This window comes from Acidovorax sp. BoFeN1 (assembly GCF_003345135.1).
In the GTDB taxonomy this organism is placed as follows: Bacteria; Pseudomonadota; Gammaproteobacteria; order Burkholderiales; family Burkholderiaceae_C; genus Acidovorax; species Acidovorax defluvii.
Window position 1 is genome coordinate 1 of record NZ_QOZT01000038.1, and the last position, 18,146, is coordinate 18,146.

An 18,146-nucleotide genomic window follows, 5' to 3' on the forward strand; every position below is an offset into this window, starting at 1 on the left:
GGTGCTTTCACGCCGAAGAGTGTGCCAGCCGTGGCACGATTTGCAACCATTGTGTCTACCCACAGGGGGTTCAGGCTTCTATGCTTACGGATCGCCCGCCGCGCATTTTCTTGTGGCGTGGGCCGGATGACACAGGAGATAACCCCGTGACGAGTACCGCCGCAACGAACTCCGCACCGCTGGTGGACAGCTACGCCCGTGGCGCCACCGACGTTCCCCTGATCGAGCAGACCCTCGGCGCCTTCTTTGCCGACATGGTGGCCCGCCAGCCCGAGCGCGAGGCGCTGGTGAGCCGGCACCAGGGGCTGCGCTACACCTACCGCAGCCTGCACACCGAGGCGCACCGCCTGGCCAGCGCACTGCTGGGCCTGGGCCTGGTGCCCGGCGACCGCGTGGGTATCTGGTCGCACAACAACGCCGAATGGGTGCTGATGCAGCTGGCCACCGCGCAGGTGGGCCTGGTGCTGGTCAACATCAACCCCGCCTACCGCACCTCGGAGGTGGAATATGCACTCAACAAGGTGGGCTGCAAGCTGCTGGTGACCATGGCGCGCTTCAAGACCAGCGACTACCTGGGCATGCTGCGCGAGCTGGCGCCCGAGTGGGTGCATGGCACGCCGGGCCAGCTGGAGGCGCTGCAATTGCCGCACCTGAACACCGTGGTGTGGATCGACGAGCCCGGCGTGGGTGGCGAAGAGCCGGGCTTGCTGCGCTTTTCCGACCTGATGGCGCGCGGCAATGCGGCCGACCCCCGCATCGCCCAGGTGGCTGCCACCTTGCGCGCCACCGACCCCATCAACATCCAGTTCACCAGCGGCACCACGGGCTTTCCGAAGGGCGCCACGCTCACGCACCGCAACATCCTGAACAACGGCTTCTTCATTGGCGAGTGCATGAAGCTCACGCCCGACGACCGCCTGTGCATCCCCGTGCCGCTGTACCACTGCTTTGGCATGGTGCTGGGCAACCTGGCGTGCCTCACGCACGGCTCGGCCATCGTCTACCCCAACGACGGGTTCGACCCGCTCACCGTGCTGCAAACGGTGCAGGACGAAAAATGCACCGGACTGCATGGCGTGCCCACCATGTTCATCGCCGAGCTGGACCACCCGCGCTTTGCCGAATTTGACCTGGGTAGCCTGCGCACCGGCATCATGGCGGGCTCGCCGTGCCCCACCGAGGTGATGAAGCGCGTGGTGGAGCAGATGAACCTGCGCGAGATCACCATCGCCTACGGCATGACCGAGACCAGCCCCGTGAGCTGCCAGAGTGCTACCTCCACGCCGCTGGACAAGCGCGTCTCCACCGTGGGCCAGGTGCAGCCGCACCTGGAGGTGAAGATCGTGGACCCCGACACCGGCGCCATCGTGCCCATCGGCCAGCGCGGCGAGTTCTGCACACGCGGCTATTCGGTGATGCACGGCTATTGGGAAGACGCGGCCAAAACGCACGAAGCCATCGACGCCGACGGCTGGATGCACACCGGCGACCTGGCCACCATGGACGCCGAGGGCTATGTGAACATCGTCGGCCGCATCAAGGACATGGTGATTCGCGGCGGCGAGAACATCTACCCGCGCGAGATTGAAGAGTTTTTGTACCGCCACCCCATGGTGCAGGACGTGCAGGTGGTGGGCGTGCCCGACCCCAAATACGGAGAAGAACTCTGCGCCTGGATCATTGCCAAGCCCGGCACCAAGCCAACCGAAGACGACATCCGCGCCTTCTGCAAGGGCCAGATCGCGCACTACAAGGTGCCGCGCTACATCCGCTTTGTGGCTGCTTTCCCGATGACGGTGACCGGCAAGATTCAGAAGTTCAAGATCCGCGACGAGATGACGGACCAGCTGGGCCTGGTCGAAGCCAAAACGGCGTGAAACAAAGAAGTACTACAGCATGACCATTCTCGACACCCAACTCAACGCCCGCTCGGCCGATTTTCTGGCCAACGCTGCGGCCATGCGCACGCTGGTGAATGACCTGCGCGCCCAGCTCGACCAGATCGCCCTGGGCGGCGGCGAGGCCGCACGCGCCAAGCATGTGGCGCGCGGCAAGCTGCTGCCGCGCGAGCGCGTGCAAATGCTGCTCGACCCCGGCACGCCATTTTTGGAGTTGGCACCGCTGGCCGCACTGAACATGTACAACAACGACGCACCCAGCGCGGGGCTCATCGCCGGCATTGGCCGCGTGAGCGGCGTGGACTGCATGATCGTGTGCAACGACGCCACGGTGAAGGGCGGCACCTATTACCCGCTCACCGTCAAGAAACACCTGCGCGCGCAGGAAGTGGCGCAGCAGAACCACCTGCCCTGCATCTACCTGGTGGACTCGGGCGGAGCCAACCTGCCGAATCAGGACGAGGTCTTTCCGGACCGAGACCACTTCGGCCGCATCTTCTTCAACCAAGCCAACATGAGCGCCATGGGCATCAGCCAGATCGCGGTGGTGATGGGCTCGTGCACGGCAGGCGGCGCCTACGTGCCCGCAATGAGCGATGAATCGATCATCGTGAAGAACCAGGGCACCATCTTTTTGGGTGGCCCACCGCTGGTCAAGGCCGCCACGGGCGAGGTGGTGAGCGCTGAAGACCTGGGCGGCGGCGATGTGCACACGCGCCTGTCGGGCGTGGCCGACCACCTTGCGCAGAACGACCTGCACGCGCTGCAGCTGGCACGCAATGCCGTGCGCAATTTGAATAAAAACAAGCCTCTGGCGCCCGCAGATCAAGCGCCAGTAGCTCCTAAATTTGCAGCAGAAGAGCTGTATGGCGTGATCCCCGTGGACACGCGCAAGCCCTTTGATGTGCGCGAGATCATTGCCCGCATCGTCGATGGCAGCGAATTCGACGAGTTCAAGGCGCGCTACGGCACCACGCTGGTCACGGGCTTTGCGCGCATCGAGGGCATGATGGTCGGCATCATCGCCAACAACGGCATTTTGTTCAGCGAGTCGGCCCTGAAAGGCGCGCACTTCATCGAGCTGTGCTGCCAGCGCAAGATCCCGCTGGTGTTCTTGCAGAACATCACCGGCTTCATGGTGGGCCGCAAGTACGAAAACGAAGGCATTGCCCGCAACGGCGCCAAGATGGTGACGGCCGTGGCCACGGCGAGTGTGCCCAAGTTCACCATCATCATCGGCGGCAGCTTTGGGGCGGGCAACTACGGCATGTGCGGCCGGGCCTTCAGCCCGCGCTTTTTGTGGATGTGGCCCAACGCGCGCATCAGCGTGATGGGCGGCGAGCAGGCTGCGGGCGTGCTGGCCACGGTGAAGCGCGATGGCATCGAGGCCAAGGGTGGGCAGTGGAGCATGGAGGAGGAAGAAGCCTTCAAGGCCCCCATCCGCCGCCAGTACGAAGACCAGGGCCACCCCTACTACGCCACCGCCCGCCTGTGGGACGACGGCGTGATCGACCCTGCCGATACCCGCCGCGTGCTGGCGCTGGGCCTGGCGGCCACGCGCAATGCGCCGATTGAAGACACCAAGTTCGGCCTGTTCCGGATGTAACCCCACCAGAGCCGGAGCCGAGAGCTGCCATGGACGCTGTTGCCCACTTCACCCAGCTCGCGCGCTACAACGTGTGGGCCACGGCGCGCTTGCTTGATGCCGTGCGGGCGCTGCCGGACGGTGACTACCGGCGCGATGTGGGCCTGTTCTTCAAAAGCATTCACGGCACGCTCAACCACCTGCTGGTGGGTGAGCACCATCTGTGGTTCGTGCGCTTTGCCGAAGGCATCTCGCCGAAAGTGGCGCTGGACGCCGAGCTGGAACCCGACCTCGCGCAGCTCGATGCCCGCCTGCGCGAAGGCGCTGCCCGCTGGGTGCCGCTGATCGCCTCGTTCAAGCCTGACCGCTGGAACGGCACGCTCGACTACACCACCATGCGCGGCAAGGCGGCATCGCTGCCTTTTGCCGCCACGCTGGCGCATGTGTTCAACCACGGCACACACCACCGGGGCCAGATCACTGCCGCATTGACCGCGCTGGGCCAGCCTTGCCCCGAGCTGGACTTTGTCTACTTCCTTCAAAACCCGACCAAGCCATGAGCAGTCAGAACCTTTCCATCACCCAGGCCGGCGCAGTGGCGCGCATCACGCTCACGCAGCCGGAGATCCGCAACGCCTTCAGCGATGAAGTGATTGCCGAGATCACGGCCGCCTTTGTGGACGTGGGCAGCCGCGCCGATGTGCGCGCGTTGGTGCTGGCCGCCGAAGGCCCCGCATTCTGTGCCGGTGCCAACCTGAACTGGATGCGCCGCATGGCCGACTACACGCGGGACGAGAACCTGCTGGACGCCGCCAAGCTGGCCGAGATGCTGCGCGTGATCTACGAATGCCCCAAACCAACAATAGCCCGCGTGCAGGGCGATGTGTACGCAGGCGGTATGGGCCTGGTGGCCGCCTGCGACATGGCGGTGGCGGTGGACACGGCGGGGTTTTGCCTCAGCGAGGTGAAGCTCGGCCTCATCCCCGCCACCATCAGCCCCTATGTGATCCGCGCCATGGGCGCACGGGCGGCGCACCGTTATTTCCTCACGGCCGAGCGTTTTGGTGCGTTTGATGCGCTGCGCATCGGTTTTGTGCACGAGGTGGTGGCGACCGACCAACTCGACGCCAAGGTGGACGAACTGCTCAAGGCCCTCACCAGCGCCAGCCCCAACGCCGTGCGCGCCTGCAAGAAGCTCGTCATGGATGTGGCCGAGCGCGAGATCAATGCAGGCCTGATTGCCGCCACGGTGCAGGGCATTGCCGACATCCGCGCGAGCGATGAGGGCAAGGAAGGCGTGCAGTCTTTCCTGCAAAAGCGCAAACCCGCGTGGTTGCTGGTCTGAGCCCTCAGCGATACGCCTGAACAACCATGGACCAACTCTGGCTCGCCATCGTCCAGTGGCTTCACACCGTGGGGCTGCATGTGGACGCGGGCGCGGCGCGCAGTGTGGCTGAGGGTGCGGCGCGTGCCACCGCGCAGCTCGACATGCCCAGCCTGCTGGCGCTGGCCGCCGCGCTGGGCTGGGCCAGCGGCTTTCGGTTGTATGCAGTGGTGTTTCTGGTCGGCATGATGGGTGTGCTGGGCTGGATGCCGTTGCCGCCTGGCCTGACCATGCTGCAGCACCCTGTGGTGCTGATGGTCAGCGGCTTCATGCTGATGGTGGAGTTTTTTGCCGACAAGGCGCCCTGGCTGGACAGTGCCTGGGATGCAGTGCACGCCTTTATCCGCGTGCCCGCAGGTGCCGCGCTGGCCTTTGGCGTCTTTGGCGCCGACAACGCCACGATGGCGATTGCGGCAGGGCTGCTGGGTGGCTCGCTCTCGGCCACGGCGCTGGCCACCAAGATGACCACGCGCGCGGCCGTGAACACATCGCCCGAGCCTTTTTCCAACTGGGGGCTGTCGTTCTTTGAAGACGGCCTGGTCGTGGCCGTGGTGTGGCTGGCCACGCAGTATCCGGTGGCGTTTGGCATAGCGCTGGTGGTGATGGTGATCGTGTCGGTACTGCTGCTGGTGGTGCTGTTCAAGTTTCTGCGCGCCGTGGTGCGGCGCTTGTCCTCTTTCTTTTCTGGTTCTGCCAAGGTGGCCTAAATGTTCAAAAAGATTCTGATTGCCAATCGCGGGGAGATCGCCTGCCGTGTAGCAGCCACGGCCAAGTGCTTGGGCGTGAAGACCGTCGCCGTGTATTCCGATGCTGACGCCAGTGCCAAGCATGTGGCCGTGTGCGACGAGGCTGTACACATCGGCGGCAGTGCACCCAAGGACAGCTATCTGCGCTGGGAACGCATCATCGACGCCGCCAAAGCCACGGGCGCGCAGGCCATCCACCCGGGCTACGGCTTTCTGAGCGAGAACGAAGACTTCGCCCAGGCCTGTGCCGACGCGGGCCTGGTCTTCATCGGCCCACCCGCCAGCGCCATCAACGCCATGGGGCTCAAAGCCGAGTCCAAGCGCCTGATGGAGCAGGCCCAGGTGCCCCTGGTGCCCGGCTACCACGGTGCGGACCAAGACCCGGCACTGCTGCAGCGCGAGGCCGACCGCATTGGCTACCCGGTGCTCATCAAGGCCAGCGCGGGTGGTGGTGGCAAGGGCATGCGCGCGGTGGACAAGAGCGAGGACTTTGCGGCAGCACTCGAATCGTGCAAGCGCGAGGCCATCAACAGCTTTGGCGACGATGCGGTGCTGGTCGAGAAATATGTGCAGCGCCCCCGCCATATCGAGATCCAGGTGTTTGGCGACACGCACGGCAACTGCGTGTACCTGTTCGAGCGCGACTGCTCGGTGCAGCGCCGCCACCAAAAGGTGCTGGAAGAAGCCCCCGCCCCCGGCATGACGCCCGAGCTGCGCGCCCGCATGGGCGAGGCCGCCGTGGCCGCAGCCCGCGCCGTGAACTACGTGGGCGCAGGCACGGTGGAGTTCATCGTGGAGCAGCCCGGCGGCTATGGGCTGGAAGGTGCAGATGAAGGTTTCGCCGCCGGGCCGCCCCAAGGCGTGGACTTGGGGTTTTGCCAAACGCGGCCCCCTCGGGGGGCAGGGAGCGACACGCAGTGCGCGACCGTGGGGGCCAAGTTCTACTTCATGGAGATGAACACCCGCCTGCAGGTGGAACATCCCGTGACCGAAGCCATCACGGGCCTCGACCTGGTGGAGTGGCAGCTGCGTGTGGCCTCGGGCGAGCCACTGCCACTGAAGCAGGAAGACCTGCGCATCCACGGCCACGCCATCGAGGCACGCATTTGCGCCGAGAACCCCGACAACAACTTCCTGCCCGCCACCGGCGCGCTCAATGTGTACGTGCTGCCTGAGTGCGTGACCTTCGAGCGGGGTGCGGTCCGCGTCGATTCCGGCGTGCGCCAGGGCGATGCGATCAGCCCGTTCTACGACTCCATGGTGGCCAAACTCATCGTGCATGGCGACACGCGCGAGCAGGCGCTGGCGCGGCTCGATGAAGCGCTGGCGCAGACCCACATCGTGGGCCTGGCAACCAACGTGCAGTTCTTGCGGCGCGTGGCGCGCACCGATTCGTTTGCCCAGGCCAAGCTCGACACCGCGCTCATTCCGCGCGAGCAGGCCGTGCTGTTCCACCAGGAACCCGTGGGCCTGCCGCTGGCCGCTGCGGCGGCCGTAGCGCAAACGCTGCTGAACGAACGCGCCAGCGAGGGCGTGAACCCCTTCAGCCGCCGCGACGGTTTTCACACGCATGGCGTGGTGCAGCGCCGCTTCGAGTTTGAATTTGGCGATGAACATGCCAAGGCGCTGCTGACCTACGAGCGCGGCGGCAGCCTGCATCTGGCGGTAGGCGAGGGCGATGCCGCCGTGGCCGGCCCGTTGGTGTTCAACGCTGTGGCGCAGGGCATCGAATTGCAGTTTGCCGGCCAGCGCACCCGCGCCGCCGTGTATGCCCAGGGCGAGGTGGACCATGTGTTCACCCCGCTGGGTGCCACGCAGATCACCGCCATCGACCTGCTGGCCCACTCGGGAGAGACCGCGGCCGAGGGTGGGCGCCTCACCGCGCCCATGCCGGGCAAAGTGGTGTCGTTTGCCGTGAAGGCGGGCGACGCCGTGACCAAGGGCCAGCCCCTGGCGGTGATGGAAGCCATGAAGATGGAGCACACCATTGCGGCCCCGGCCGACGGCGTGGTGCAGGAGCTGCTGTACGCGCCCGGCGATCAGGTCACCGAAGGGGCCGAGCTGCTCAAGCTGGTCGTTGCCGACAAGGCCTGAACATGACCGGGTGCGGCAAAGGGTGCACGCCTTGCCTTGCTGCGCGCGCGTCGCAATGGCGTTAACCTCGGGCGCCATGAAAATCACCTTTTGTTGTACCGATACCAAGGCCGAGCCCTGGCTCCAGGGGCTGTCCGCTGCGCTGCCCGGCGCTGAGCTTTCTGTGTGGGAGCCCGGCGCCCCGGTCGCCGATTACGCCGTCGTCTGGGCACCGCCCCAGCAGTTCATGGATGAGCAGCAGGGCATCAAGGCCTTGTTCAACATTGGCGCGGGCGTGGATGCGCTGCTGCAGCGCCGCCTGCCGCAGGGTGCCCGCGTGGTGCGCCTGGACGATGCGGGCATGGCCGTGCAGATGGCCGAATACGTGTGCCACGCCGTCATCCGCCATTTTCGGGAGTTCGACCAATACGAGGCCAGCATGCGTGCGGGCCAATGGGCCTACCGCAAGCCGCGCCTGCGCCAGGACTTTGCCGTGGGCGTGATGGGGCTGGGCGTGCTGGGCGAGCGCGTGGCCAAGGCCTTGGCGCAGTTTGATTTTCCCGTCAACGGCTGGAGCCGCAGCCCCAAGGCCATTGATGGCGTGCGCGCTTTCACGGGGGTGGAGCAGTTCAACGACTTTCTGGGCGCCAGCCGTGTGCTGGTCAACCTGCTGCCGCTTACGCCCGGCACGCAAAACATCCTGAACCGCGACAACCTGGCGCGCCTGCAACCGGGCGGCTACGTCATCAACGTGGCGCGTGGCGCGCACCTGGTGGATGCCGACCTGCTGGCGCTGCTGGACAGCGGCCACCTTGCGGGCGCCACGCTCGATGTCTTCCGCACCGAGCCCCTGCCCGCTGGCCACGCCTTCTGGAACCACCCGCGTATCACCGCCACGCCCCACACGTCGGCCCGCACACTGCGCGAGGAGAGCATTGCCCAGATCGCAGGCAAGATCGGCGCGCTGGAACGGGGCGAGGCCATTGCCGGTATCGTGGACCCAGCGCGCGGTTACTGACCGGGCCGCTGACCCGCAGATTTGATTCAAGGACATTCCCATGAGCATTCCCCAACGCGTCAAACTCATCGATGTCGGCCCGCGCGACGGCCTGCAGAACGAAAAATTCCCCGTGCCCGCCGAGGTCAAGATCGGCCTGGTGCACCGCCTGCAAGAGGCGGGCCTGCAAGAGATCGAAGTCACCAGTTTCGTCAGCCCCAAGTGGGTGCCGCAGATGGCCGACAACGTGGAGGTGATGGCAGGCATCGAGCGCAAGGCCGGTGTGCGCTACAGCGTGCTTACGCCCAACCTGCAGGGCTACGAGGCGGCCGTGAAGACGCGGCCCGACGAGATCGTGGTCTTTGGATCGGCCAGCGAGGCCTTCAGCCAGAAAAATATCAACTGCTCCATTGCGGAAAGCATCGAACGCTTTGCGCCCGTGGTCGAAGCAGCCTTGGCCGCTGGCATTGCCGTGCGCGGCGCCATGAGCTGCACCGTGGGCTGCCCCTACGATGGCGAGATTGCACCGCAGCAGGTGGCTTACCTGGCAGGGTTGATGAAGGGCATTGGCGTGCAGCGCGTGGACGTGGCCGACACCATTGGCGTCGGCACGCCGCGCAAGGTGCAACGCGCCATCGAGGCCACGCTGCAGCATTTCGGCATCGACGAGGTCTCGGGCCATTTTCACGACACCTACGGCCAGGCGTTGTCCAACACGCTGGCCGCGCTGGAGCTGGGGGTGTGGAACTTCCAGGCTTCCGTGGCAGGTCTGGGCGGCTGCCCTTACGCCAAGGGCGCCACCGGCAACGTGGCCACCGAAGACGTGGTCTTCATGCTGCATGGCATGGGCATTGAAACCGGCATTGATCTTGACAAGCTCGTGGATGCAGGCGCCTACATCAGCGACTACCTGGGCCGCAAACCCAACTCGCGTGTGGCCGTGGCCGTGCTCAACAAGCGCGCGGGGTGACGGATATGTGTGGAGCCGAACTTCAGGGCCTGCCCGAAGGTGTGCAGCGCGTGGTGGCAGCGCTGCAGGCGCAGGGCCATGGGCACATGCCGCGCATGCTCGACGATGCTGCGCGTACCGCGCAGCAGGCGGCCGATGCGCTGGGCGTGGCGCTGGGGCAAATTGCCAAGAGCATCATCTTTCGCCGCAAGGCAGACGACGTGGCCGTGCTCGTCATCACCTCGGGCGACCGGCGCGTGGACGAAAAGAAGGTCGAGGCCCATGTGGGCAAGATCGGCCGGGCCGATGCCGGTTTCGTGAAGGAGCGCACGGGCTTCTCGATCGGCGGCGTGTCGCCCATCGCGCACGCCACGCCCCCGGTCACGCTGATTGACCAGGAGTTGCTGCGCTTTGAGGTGGTCTGGGCGGCGGCCGGGCACCCGCATGGCGTGTTTCCGTTGCACCCGGGCGACCTGCAGCGCTTGACCGGGGCCCCCGTGGTGGATGTGGTGCAAGAGGCGGTGGCGGTATGAGTGCTACAGAAGCAATAGCTGCTCGCGCACAGCTGTTAAGCGCTGCGGGCTATTTTGATGCAGATTCTGACGAGGTGATACCCTCGCCCTGCATCTCGGTGTGCCGCATGACCGAAGACCGCAGCCGCTGCGAAGGGTGCTTTCGCACCATCCCCGAGATTCGCGCCTGGGCGCTGGCCGACAGCGCCGAGCGCCTGGCCATCTGGGCGCGGCTGGCGCAGCGTGCTGGAATGCCATTTCCCCCTGAAGCCGTTGCCAAGGATCCGACATGAAGCACATCACGTTCTACCTCGACGTCGTTTCGCCCTACGCCTGGCTGGCCTTCGAGCACCTGCCCGAGGTGCTGGAGGGCTTGAGCTACAGCGTGGAATACCGTCCGGTGCTGCTGGGCGCGCTGCTCAAGCAGCATGGCAACCCGGGGCCGGCGGGCATTGCTCCGAAGCGTGACTGGACCTATCGCCATGTCTCCTGGCTGGGCCATTCGCTGGGCGTAGGCCTGCAGATGCCGGCGCGCCACCCGTTCAGCCCGCTGCCGCTGTTGCGCCAGGCCCTGGCCTGCAGCCGTGACGGCAGCGTCAACCGCTTTGTCGCGGGCACGCTGCTGCGCCATGTGTGGCAGGGCGGTCACGATGCCCTGGATGCACAGCGCCTCACCGACCTGGCCGCCGCGCTGGAGGCGCAGCTGCAACCCGACGACGCCGATGGCGCACGCGCCAAGGCGCTGCTGCGCAGCAACACCGATGCGGCCGCCGCGCGCGGCGTGTTTGGTGTGCCCGCCTTCGAGGTCGATGGCAAGGTTTTCTGGGGCTTCGACAGCCTGCCCATGCTGCGCGCCTATCTGGAAGGCGACACCTGGTTCGGGCACGACTGGGACGCTGCTGCAAGCGTGGCGCAAGGCCTGCCCGGTTGAATGGCGGGGTCTGAGTCCCGTTAGCGGCTCTTCCATCGCCCCAACCATGCCCAATGCCTTCAACTTCGCCGCCTCGCCGTTTGACTGCCTGACCCCGGACGAGCAGCGTCTGGTGCGCGCCAGCGTGGACATTGCCTATTTCCCGGAAGGTGCCGTGGTGCTGGACGTGGGGGTGGTGCCCACCCACCTGTTTGTCATCATCAAGGGCTATGTCACGCAGACCGAGGGCGACGAGGTGCTGGCCACGTACGGGCCGGACGATTGCTTTGACGGCTGCGGCCTGATGACCGGGCGCGTGGGCAGCCGCTTTGTGGCCGCCGAGGAGGTGGTGGCCTACCAGCTCGCCCGCGAGGCGGTCAATGAACTCATTGCGCGCAACACCACCTTTGGCGCGCTGCTTTTTTCTGACCTGGGCCAAAAACTCAGTGCGCTCGCGCAGCGCGCCGACCAGCACGAGCTGCAGTCGCTCACCCTGGCGCGCGTAGACCAGGCGTACCTGCGCCCTGCGCACACGGTCGATGCAGGTACCGACATTGTTTCGGTGGTGCGCCTGTTCCAGGCGCAGCGCACCACCAATGTGCTGGTCACGGGGCTGAACAACGTGCCTGGCGGCGGGCTGGGCATCTTCACCAACACCAGCCTGCAGCGCGCCATCCTCGATGGCCGCCCGCTGGACCAGCTGGCCGTGGGCGAGCTGGCCAGCGGCCCGGTGGTCACCGTGCGCCCATCCGACCAACTGGGCGATGCCATGGCGCTGCTGCTGCGCCAGCGCGTGCACCGGCTGGTGGTGGTAGAGGACAACGGCCAGGTGCGTGGCATCCTCGAAGCGCTCGACCTGTTCAGCTTTCTGGCCAACCATTCGCACCTCATCACAGTGCAGATCGAACATGCCCAGGACCTGCCCGCACTGGCGCAGGCGGCGGCGCAGATCACGCGGCTGATCTCAGCGCTGCACCGCGGGGGCACGCGCATCGGCCTCATGGCCAAGCTGGTGCAGCAGCTCAACGCCCGGCTGTTCGAGCGCGCCTGGCACATGGTGGCGCCCGCCGATCTGGTGGACAACAGCTGCCTGTTCGTCATGGGCAGCGAAGGGCGCGGCGAGCAGTTGCTCAAGACCGACCAGGACAACGGCCTGGTGCTGCGCGACGGTTATGTGCCGCCGCCCGACCTGGAAGCCATTTGCCAGCGCTTTTCGGAGGTGCTGGCGAGCTTTGGCTACCCCGAATGCCCCGGCCGCATCATGGTCAGCAACCCCGACTGGCGCGGCACGGTCAGCACCTTGAGCCAGCGCGTGCGCCAGTGGCTGATGCAGCCCGTGGGCGACAGCCTCATGCAGCTGGCCATTTTTCTGGATGCGCACGCGGTGGCGGGCGATGCCGCGCTGCTGGCCGTCGTGCGCGAGAGTGTCGCGGCGCAAGCCATCGACAACGACGTTGTGCTGGCGCGATTCGCCTCTGCGGTGGACAACTTTGGCGGCCCTGCCGGTTGGTGGAGCCGCCTGTTTGGCCTGGGCGACGAAGGCCGTGCCATCAGCCTGAAAAAGGCAGGCATCTTTCCCATCGTTCACGGCGTGCGCAGCCTGGCCCTGGCCCGGCGCGTGGCCGCCACGGGCACCGCCGAGCGCATTGCTGCACTGGTGGAGGGCGGCGTGCTGGATGCTGCGCTGGGCGATGAACTCGTGCAGAGCCTGCACTTCCTGATGGGCCTGCGCCTGCAGGCGGGCCTGGCCGAGCTCGACACCGGCCGGCAGGTCACCGGCAACGTCGATCCCGAGCGCCTGAGCAGCCTCGAGCGCGACCTGCTCAAGGATGCACTCGCGGTGGTCAAGCGTTTCAAGGCGCTGCTGCACCAGCGCCTGCGGCTGGATCTGTTGTGAAAACCGTCACCGGCCCGCGCGGCTGGCTGGCGCAGTTGCGGCGCCAATGGCTGCTGCACCGCCTGGCCGACCCGGCTTACGCCTTTGTGCTGGAACCCCCACCGCCCGATGAATGGGTGGCGCTGGACTGCGAGACCACGGGCCTGAACGTGCGCAGCGACGAAATCATCGCCATTGGTGCGGTGCGCATCGTGGGCAACCGCATTCTCACCAGCGAGCGGCTGGAGCTGTTGGTGCGCCCCGACAAGAGCGTGCCGGCCGACAGCGTGCGCATCCACCGCCTGCGCAGCACAGACGTGGCCCAGGGGTTGCCGATTGAAGAGGCACTGGGCCAGCTGCTGCGCTTCATTGGCAGCCGCCCGCTGGTGGGCTACTACCTCGAATTCGACGTGGCCATGCTCAATCGGGCACTGTGGCCCATGCTGGGCATGGGCCTGCCGCAGCCCGCCATTGAAGTCTCGGCGATGTATTACGAGCACAAGTTCCGGCAGCTCCCGCCCTACCAGCAGCACGCCAACGCCGACATCGACCTGCGCTTTGCCACCCTGATGGACGACCTGGGCCTTCCCCGGCGCGAAGCGCATGACGCACTCAACGACGCTGTGATGGCGGCGCTGGCCTTCGTCAAACTGCGCCAGTTGCACGGCGCAGGCTGATGGCGGGGCTGCCATTTTCATGTTGGCAAAGTTTAAGTAAAAATGGCCTCTAGCCCTTATCTGTAAAGCGCAAGAAGCTATTGTATTAATAGCAATTGTTACGGCGCTTATCTGAATATGAGCATGAAAAAAGCCGGACCCTGGGGCCCGGCTTGAGGGGTGCAGCACCGCGGTGGTGCCGCTGTGCTGCAGGTGGGCGCTGTACCGCGCCGGGTCAGTGGCCCGAAGCGCCGGCGGCGCCGAAGCCGGTTTCCGAACGCACCTGCTGCGCCGGGAAGGCGGCGCGCTCGCGTGCGGCGTTGGCGCTCTTATCGGTGATCGAGAAGAGCCAGATGCCCACAAAACCGATGGTCATGGAGAACAGCGCCGGCGAGGTGTAGGGGAACAGCGCCGAGCCGACCGGATTGCCCAGCGTGGCTTCCCACACCGAGGGCGACACGATGGTCAGGCCCACCGAGGAGATCAGACCCATGAAGCCGCCAATGACAGCGCCGCGCGTGGTGCAGTCTTTCCACAGCACCGACATGAACAGCACCGGGAAGTTGGCCGAGGCCGCAATGGCAAATGCCAGCGACACCATGAACGCGATGTTCTGCTTTTCAAAGGCAATGCCCAGCACCACGGCAATCAGGCCCAGGGCCAGCGTGGTGATGCGCGAGACCTTCAGCTCCGAGGCGCTGTCGGCCTTGCCCTTCTTGAACACGGTGGCATACAGGTCGTGCGACACGGCCGAGGCGCCCGAGAGCGTAAGGCCCGCCACCACGGCCAGGATGGTGGCAAACGCCACCGCCGAGATGAAGCCGTAGAAGATGTTGCCGCCCACCGACTTGGCCACCAGCACGGCCGCCATGTTGGCCGTGCCCGCGCCGCCGTGGATGACGCCCTTGACCACGTCTGCGAACTCGGGGTTGGTGAGCACCAGGGTGATGGCGCCAAAGCCAATGATGAAGATCAGCACATAGAAGTAACCGATCCAGGTGGTGGCCCACAACACCGATTTGCGTGCCTGCTTGGCATCGGGCACCGTGAAAAAACGCATCAGGATGTGCGGCAGTCCGGCGGTGCCGAACATCAATGCCATGCCAAAAGAGATGGCCGAGATGGGGTCCTTGATGAAGCCACCAGGGCCCATGATGCCCAGGCCCGCGCGGGCGGCCTCTTCGGGTGTTTTGCCGGTGTTGGCGGCAATGGCAGTGCGCACTTCAACGCCCTTGGCAAAAAGCGCCTCGGGGCTGAAGCCGAACTGCGCCAGCACCATGAAGGCCATGAAGGTCACGCCCGCCAAAAGCATCACGGCCTTGATGATCTGCACCCACGTCGTGGCAGTCATGCCGCCAAACAGCACGTAAACCATCATCAACGCGCCCACGATGACCACGGCCATCCAGTATTCCAGGCCAAACAGCAGCTTGATGAGCTGGCCTGCACCAACCATCTGTGCGATCAGGTAGAAAGCCACCACCACCAGCGTGCCCGAAGCAGCAAACGCACGGATGGGGCCCTGCTGAAAGCGGTAGCCGGCCACGTCGGCAAAGGTGAACTTGCCCAGGTTGCGCAGGCGCTCGGCCATCAGGAAGGTGATGATGGGCCAGCCCACCAGGAAGCCGATGGAGTAGATCAGGCCGTCGTAGCCCGATGCCATCACGGCCGCCGAAATGCCCAAAAACGAAGCCGCCGACATGTAGTCGCCTGCAATCGCCAGGCCGTTCTGAAAGCCGGTGATGCCGCCGCCGGCGGTGTAGAAGTCGGAGGCCGACTTGGTCTTGGCCGCAGCCCACTTGGTAATCCACAGCGTGCCGGCCACAAAGACGCCAAACATGATGATGGCGGTCCAGTTGGTGGCCTGTTTGGCCGATTGGCCCAGGTCGGCCCCGGCCGCGTGGGCGGCACCCGCTGCGAGCAGGGCCATCAGCGTCAGCAGGCTGACCCCGCGTTTTTCCATTGCGTTCATTGCGCTGCGTCCTTCAGGATTTCTTTGGTCAGGGTGTCAAATTCGCCGTTGGCGCGGCGCACATAAATGGCGGTGATCACGATTGTGAAAATGATCACGCCCATGCCGATGGGGATGCCCAATGTGGTCACACCCGTGCCAATGGGCTGGGCCAGGAACTTCTTGTCGAAGGCAATCAGCGCGATGTAGCCGTAGTAAACGATCAGCATCAGTGCCGTCAGGAAGATGCCCAGGCGATTGCGCTTGGTGCGCAACTCCAGGTACTTCGGATGGCTTTGTATTTTCTGGACCATCGGGTCGCTCATGGCTGTCTCTCCTCAAGGTGGTGTATTCAATCGTCGTATGGGGCGGCATGCCGCACCGCATGTCTCGATTGTGCGAACGCGCACTGACCAAGTGCTTACGCCGCGGGGCTTTGCCGCGATATTGCTGCAGAGATAGGAGCGCCGCAGCGGCCGTGAGAGGGCGGTGGGGCTGATTTGTTACCGCGTGTTGATTGACTTGAAACATGCGGAGCACAGACAGCCGTTGACGCTGCGCGAACTCGCGCAAACTCGCGCAGGCTCTGCAGCAATTGCTGCAAAAAAATGCGTCAGAGCGGTGTCAGTGGCGCAAAGGATAGTCGCCCCAAAAATATTCTTGCGGTGCCTGCAAGTTCACATAAAAAAAGAACAGGAGACAACCATGGCAACCCAGCATCCCGCACCGCGGCCCATGTCTGCCCAAGAGAAGAATGTGATCTTCGCTTCGTCGCTCGGCACCGTGTTCGAGTGGTACGACTTTTATCTTTATGGCTCGCTTGCCGCCATCATTGCCAAGCAGTTCTTCAGCGGACTGGATGCGGGGTCGGCGTTCATCTTTGCGCTGCTGGCCTTTGCCGCCGGCTTCATCGTGCGGCCTTTTGGCGCACTGGTGTTTGGTCGGCTGGGCGACATGATCGGGCGCAAATACACTTTTCTGGTCACTATCCTGATCATGGGTTTGTCCACCTTCATCGTGGGCATCCTGCCCACCTACGCCAGCATCGGCGTGGCTGCGCCGGTGGTCCTGATTGCGCTGCGCATGCTGCAGGGCCTGGCGCTGGGCGGTGAATATGGCGGCGCCGCCACCTACGTGGCCGAACATGCGCCGCACGGTGCACGCGGTGCCTACACCTCATGGATTCAGACCACGGCAACGCTGGGCCTGTTTCTGTCGTTGGTGGTGATTCTGGGCACCCGCACGCTCATGGGCGAAGCCGAATTTGGCGATTGGGGCTGGCGCATTCCGTTTCTGGTGTCCATCCTGCTGCTGGGCGTCTCGGTGTGGATCCGGCTGTCGTTGTCGGAATCGCCCGCCTTTCAGAAAATGAAGGCCGAAGGCAAGACATCCAGGGCGCCCCTGTCCGAATCTTTTGGCCAGTGGAAGAACCTGAAGATCGTGATCCTGGCCCTGATCGGCCTGACCGCCGGCCAAGCCGTGGTCTGGTACACCGGGCAGTTCTATGCGCTGTTCTTTCTGACGCAGCAGCTCAAGGTAGATGCCGTCACAGCCAACCTGCTGATCGCCGCGGCACTGCTGATCGGCACACCGTTTTTCGTGGTCTTCGGCACGTTGTCAGACAGGATCGGGCGCAAGCCGATCATCATGCTGGGCTGTGTGCTGGCTGTTTTGACGTATTTCCCCGCGTTCAAGGCGCTGACCGAGGCGGCCAATCCGGATCTGGCCGCCGCACAGGCCAGGAACAAGGTGGTGGTGCTGGCCGACCCCGCCGAGTGTTCCTTCCAGTTCAACCCCACGGGCACGGCGAAGTTCACCAGCTCTTGCGATGTCGCCAAGCAGGTGCTGGCCGCCAGGTCGGTGAGCTATGACAACGAAGCAGCCCCCGCGGGCACGCCGGCCGTGATCAAGGTGGGTGAAACCACCATCGCCAGCTATGCATCCAGGGGCATCCCGGCGGACGAGGCCCGGGCCAAGGACGCAGCGTTCAAGAAGGCCGTGGCCGAAACGTTGAAGGCCGAAGGTTATCCCGCCCATGCCGACCCCGCCAAGATGAACAAGGTGATGCTGGTTGTCATCCTGACCTACCTGGTAATTCTGGTGACCATGGTGTATGGCCCCATTGCTGCCATGCTGGTGGAAATGTTCCCCACGCGCATACGCTACACATCCATGAGCTTGCCGTATCACATTGGCAATGGCTGGTTTGGAGGCTTGCTCCCCACCATGGCGTTTGCCATCGTGGCGCAGACCGGCAACATGTACAACGGCCTCTGGTATCCCATCATCATCGCGGGCGTCACGGCGGTGATCGGCACCTTGTTCATTCGTGAAACCAAGGATGTCGACATCTACGGCAACGATTGATCAACAACTGCCATCGTTCGGTGCATCCGCCGACCTGTGAGAGCGCGATGTGCTCGCAAAATGGGCTTTCTGCACCATTCTGGAGCACTTCTGTCGGTTTGCCGTTCATGCGCCCAGGAGCCGTCGTTGGGCAGTGGCCACCCCGCCGCAAGTACGAGTGTTGCAGGAGTGCATCACTCGTGTCATCAAACTTTCAGCAAATAGTGCGTTTAAACGTGACGCGCAATAAGATCGAAGCCCCA

The 18,146-nt window shown here is 64.7% G+C and carries 16 protein-coding genes; 14 read left to right on the top strand and 2 right to left on the bottom strand.

Annotated elements, in window-relative coordinates; genetic code table 11:
- The first annotated feature begins 146 nt into the window (after positions 1-146).
- From DTW89_RS10295 to DTW89_RS10360, 13 genes are all read left to right on the top strand, one after another.
- The gene (locus tag DTW89_RS10295; protein ID WP_114655875.1) at positions 147-1,877 is read left to right on the top strand and encodes an AMP-binding protein; all 1,731 of its coding nucleotides are present in this window, start codon (positions 147-149) and stop codon (positions 1,875-1,877) included.
- Positions 1,878-1,896: 19 nt separating this feature from the next.
- A complete protein-coding gene (locus tag DTW89_RS10300; protein ID WP_114655876.1) occupies positions 1,897-3,504 on the top strand; it encodes a carboxyl transferase domain-containing protein in 1,608 nt (535 codons plus the stop codon).
- Between the two features lie 29 nt (positions 3,505-3,533).
- Positions 3,534-4,043, top strand: coding sequence for a DinB family protein (locus tag DTW89_RS10305; RefSeq protein WP_114655877.1), 510 nt, complete (start codon positions 3,534-3,536; stop codon positions 4,041-4,043).
- On the top strand, positions 4,040-4,828 hold the full coding sequence (locus tag DTW89_RS10310) for an enoyl-CoA hydratase/isomerase family protein (protein ID WP_114655878.1): 789 nt from the start codon (positions 4,040-4,042) through the stop codon (positions 4,826-4,828). Before DTW89_RS10305 ends, DTW89_RS10310 begins: the two co-directional genes overlap by 4 nt.
- A gap of 26 nt (positions 4,829-4,854) precedes the next feature.
- A complete protein-coding gene (locus DTW89_RS10315; protein ID WP_114655879.1) occupies positions 4,855-5,574 on the top strand; it encodes a DUF4126 domain-containing protein in 720 nt (239 codons plus the stop codon).
- Positions 5,575-7,707: an acetyl-CoA carboxylase biotin carboxylase subunit gene (locus DTW89_RS19740; RefSeq protein WP_236637100.1), complete on the top strand. Its 2,133-nt coding sequence runs from the start codon at positions 5,575-5,577 to the stop codon at positions 7,705-7,707.
- Between the two features lie 76 nt (positions 7,708-7,783).
- Complete coding sequence (locus DTW89_RS10330; protein WP_114655892.1) at positions 7,784-8,704, top strand: 2-hydroxyacid dehydrogenase; 921 nt, start codon at positions 7,784-7,786, stop codon at positions 8,702-8,704.
- A gap of 40 nt (positions 8,705-8,744) precedes the next feature.
- Positions 8,745-9,653, top strand: a complete 909-nt coding sequence (locus DTW89_RS10335) for a hydroxymethylglutaryl-CoA lyase (RefSeq protein WP_114655880.1) — start codon at positions 8,745-8,747, stop codon at positions 9,651-9,653.
- Positions 9,654-9,658: 5 nt separating this feature from the next.
- Complete coding sequence (locus DTW89_RS10340; RefSeq protein WP_114655881.1) at positions 9,659-10,165, top strand: YbaK/EbsC family protein; 507 nt, start codon at positions 9,659-9,661, stop codon at positions 10,163-10,165.
- Positions 10,162-10,437 carry a DUF1289 domain-containing protein gene (locus tag DTW89_RS10345; RefSeq protein ID WP_111864762.1) on the top strand — a complete coding sequence of 92 codons (276 nt, stop codon included), beginning with the start codon at positions 10,162-10,164 and terminating at the stop codon, positions 10,435-10,437. The genes DTW89_RS10340 and DTW89_RS10345 overlap by 4 nt, the downstream gene beginning before the upstream one ends.
- Positions 10,434-11,075, top strand: coding sequence for a 2-hydroxychromene-2-carboxylate isomerase (locus DTW89_RS10350; RefSeq protein WP_114655882.1), 642 nt, complete (start codon positions 10,434-10,436; stop codon positions 11,073-11,075). The genes DTW89_RS10345 and DTW89_RS10350 overlap by 4 nt, the downstream gene beginning before the upstream one ends.
- Before the next feature lie 46 nt (positions 11,076-11,121).
- Positions 11,122-12,951 (top strand): putative nucleotidyltransferase substrate binding domain-containing protein, encoded by a 1,830-nt coding sequence (locus DTW89_RS10355; protein ID WP_024814028.1) that lies wholly within the window; start codon positions 11,122-11,124, stop codon positions 12,949-12,951.
- Entirely contained in the window at positions 12,948-13,607 is a 660-nt protein-coding gene (locus tag DTW89_RS10360; protein WP_114655883.1) for a 3'-5' exonuclease, read from the top strand. The genes DTW89_RS10355 and DTW89_RS10360 overlap by 4 nt, the downstream gene beginning before the upstream one ends.
- A 214-nt stretch (positions 13,608-13,821) precedes the next feature.
- Here the strand turns inward: DTW89_RS10360 and DTW89_RS10365 are convergent, their stop codons facing one another.
- Entirely contained in the window at positions 13,822-15,549 is a 1,728-nt protein-coding gene (locus DTW89_RS10365; RefSeq protein WP_114655884.1) for a cation acetate symporter, read from the bottom strand.
- A 5-nt stretch (positions 15,550-15,554) separates the two neighbouring features.
- Positions 15,555-15,863 carry a DUF485 domain-containing protein gene (locus tag DTW89_RS10370; protein WP_024814031.1) on the bottom strand — a complete coding sequence of 103 codons (309 nt, stop codon included), beginning with the start codon at positions 15,861-15,863 and terminating at the stop codon, positions 15,555-15,557.
- A gap of 379 nt (positions 15,864-16,242) precedes the next feature.
- On the opposite strand from DTW89_RS10370, the gene DTW89_RS10375 reads away from it, so the two are divergent.
- Positions 16,243-17,904, top strand: coding sequence for an MFS transporter (locus DTW89_RS10375; protein WP_114655885.1), 1,662 nt, complete (start codon positions 16,243-16,245; stop codon positions 17,902-17,904).
- The last annotated feature ends 242 nt before the right edge of the window (positions 17,905-18,146 follow it).

Bases quoted from the DNA above. Each gene is read 5' to 3' on its own strand.
- DTW89_RS10355 (WP_024814028.1), top strand. From the start codon at position 11,122: ATGCCCAATGCCTTCAACTTCGCCGCCTCGCCGTTTGACTGCCTGACC.
- DTW89_RS10315 (WP_114655879.1), top strand. From the start codon at position 4,855: ATGGACCAACTCTGGCTCGCCATCGTCCAGTGGCTTCACACCGTGGGG.
- DTW89_RS10370 (WP_024814031.1), bottom strand. From the start codon at position 15,863: ATGAGCGACCCGATGGTCCAGAAAATACAAAGCCATCCGAAGTACCTG.
- DTW89_RS19740 (WP_236637100.1), top strand. From the start codon at position 5,575: ATGTTCAAAAAGATTCTGATTGCCAATCGCGGGGAGATCGCCTGCCGT.
- DTW89_RS10335 (WP_114655880.1), top strand. From the start codon at position 8,745: ATGAGCATTCCCCAACGCGTCAAACTCATCGATGTCGGCCCGCGCGAC.
- DTW89_RS10300 (WP_114655876.1), top strand. From the start codon at position 1,897: ATGACCATTCTCGACACCCAACTCAACGCCCGCTCGGCCGATTTTCTG.
- DTW89_RS10305 (WP_114655877.1), top strand. From the start codon at position 3,534: ATGGACGCTGTTGCCCACTTCACCCAGCTCGCGCGCTACAACGTGTGG.
- DTW89_RS10330 (WP_114655892.1), top strand. From the start codon at position 7,784: ATGAAAATCACCTTTTGTTGTACCGATACCAAGGCCGAGCCCTGGCTC.
- DTW89_RS10375 (WP_114655885.1), top strand. From the start codon at position 16,243: ATGGCAACCCAGCATCCCGCACCGCGGCCCATGTCTGCCCAAGAGAAG.
- DTW89_RS10350 (WP_114655882.1), top strand. From the start codon at position 10,434: ATGAAGCACATCACGTTCTACCTCGACGTCGTTTCGCCCTACGCCTGG.
- DTW89_RS10365 (WP_114655884.1), bottom strand. From the start codon at position 15,549: ATGGAAAAACGCGGGGTCAGCCTGCTGACGCTGATGGCCCTGCTCGCA.
- DTW89_RS10345 (WP_111864762.1), top strand. From the start codon at position 10,162: ATGAGTGCTACAGAAGCAATAGCTGCTCGCGCACAGCTGTTAAGCGCT.
- DTW89_RS10310 (WP_114655878.1), top strand. From the start codon at position 4,040: ATGAGCAGTCAGAACCTTTCCATCACCCAGGCCGGCGCAGTGGCGCGC.
- DTW89_RS10340 (WP_114655881.1), top strand. From the start codon at position 9,659: ATGTGTGGAGCCGAACTTCAGGGCCTGCCCGAAGGTGTGCAGCGCGTG.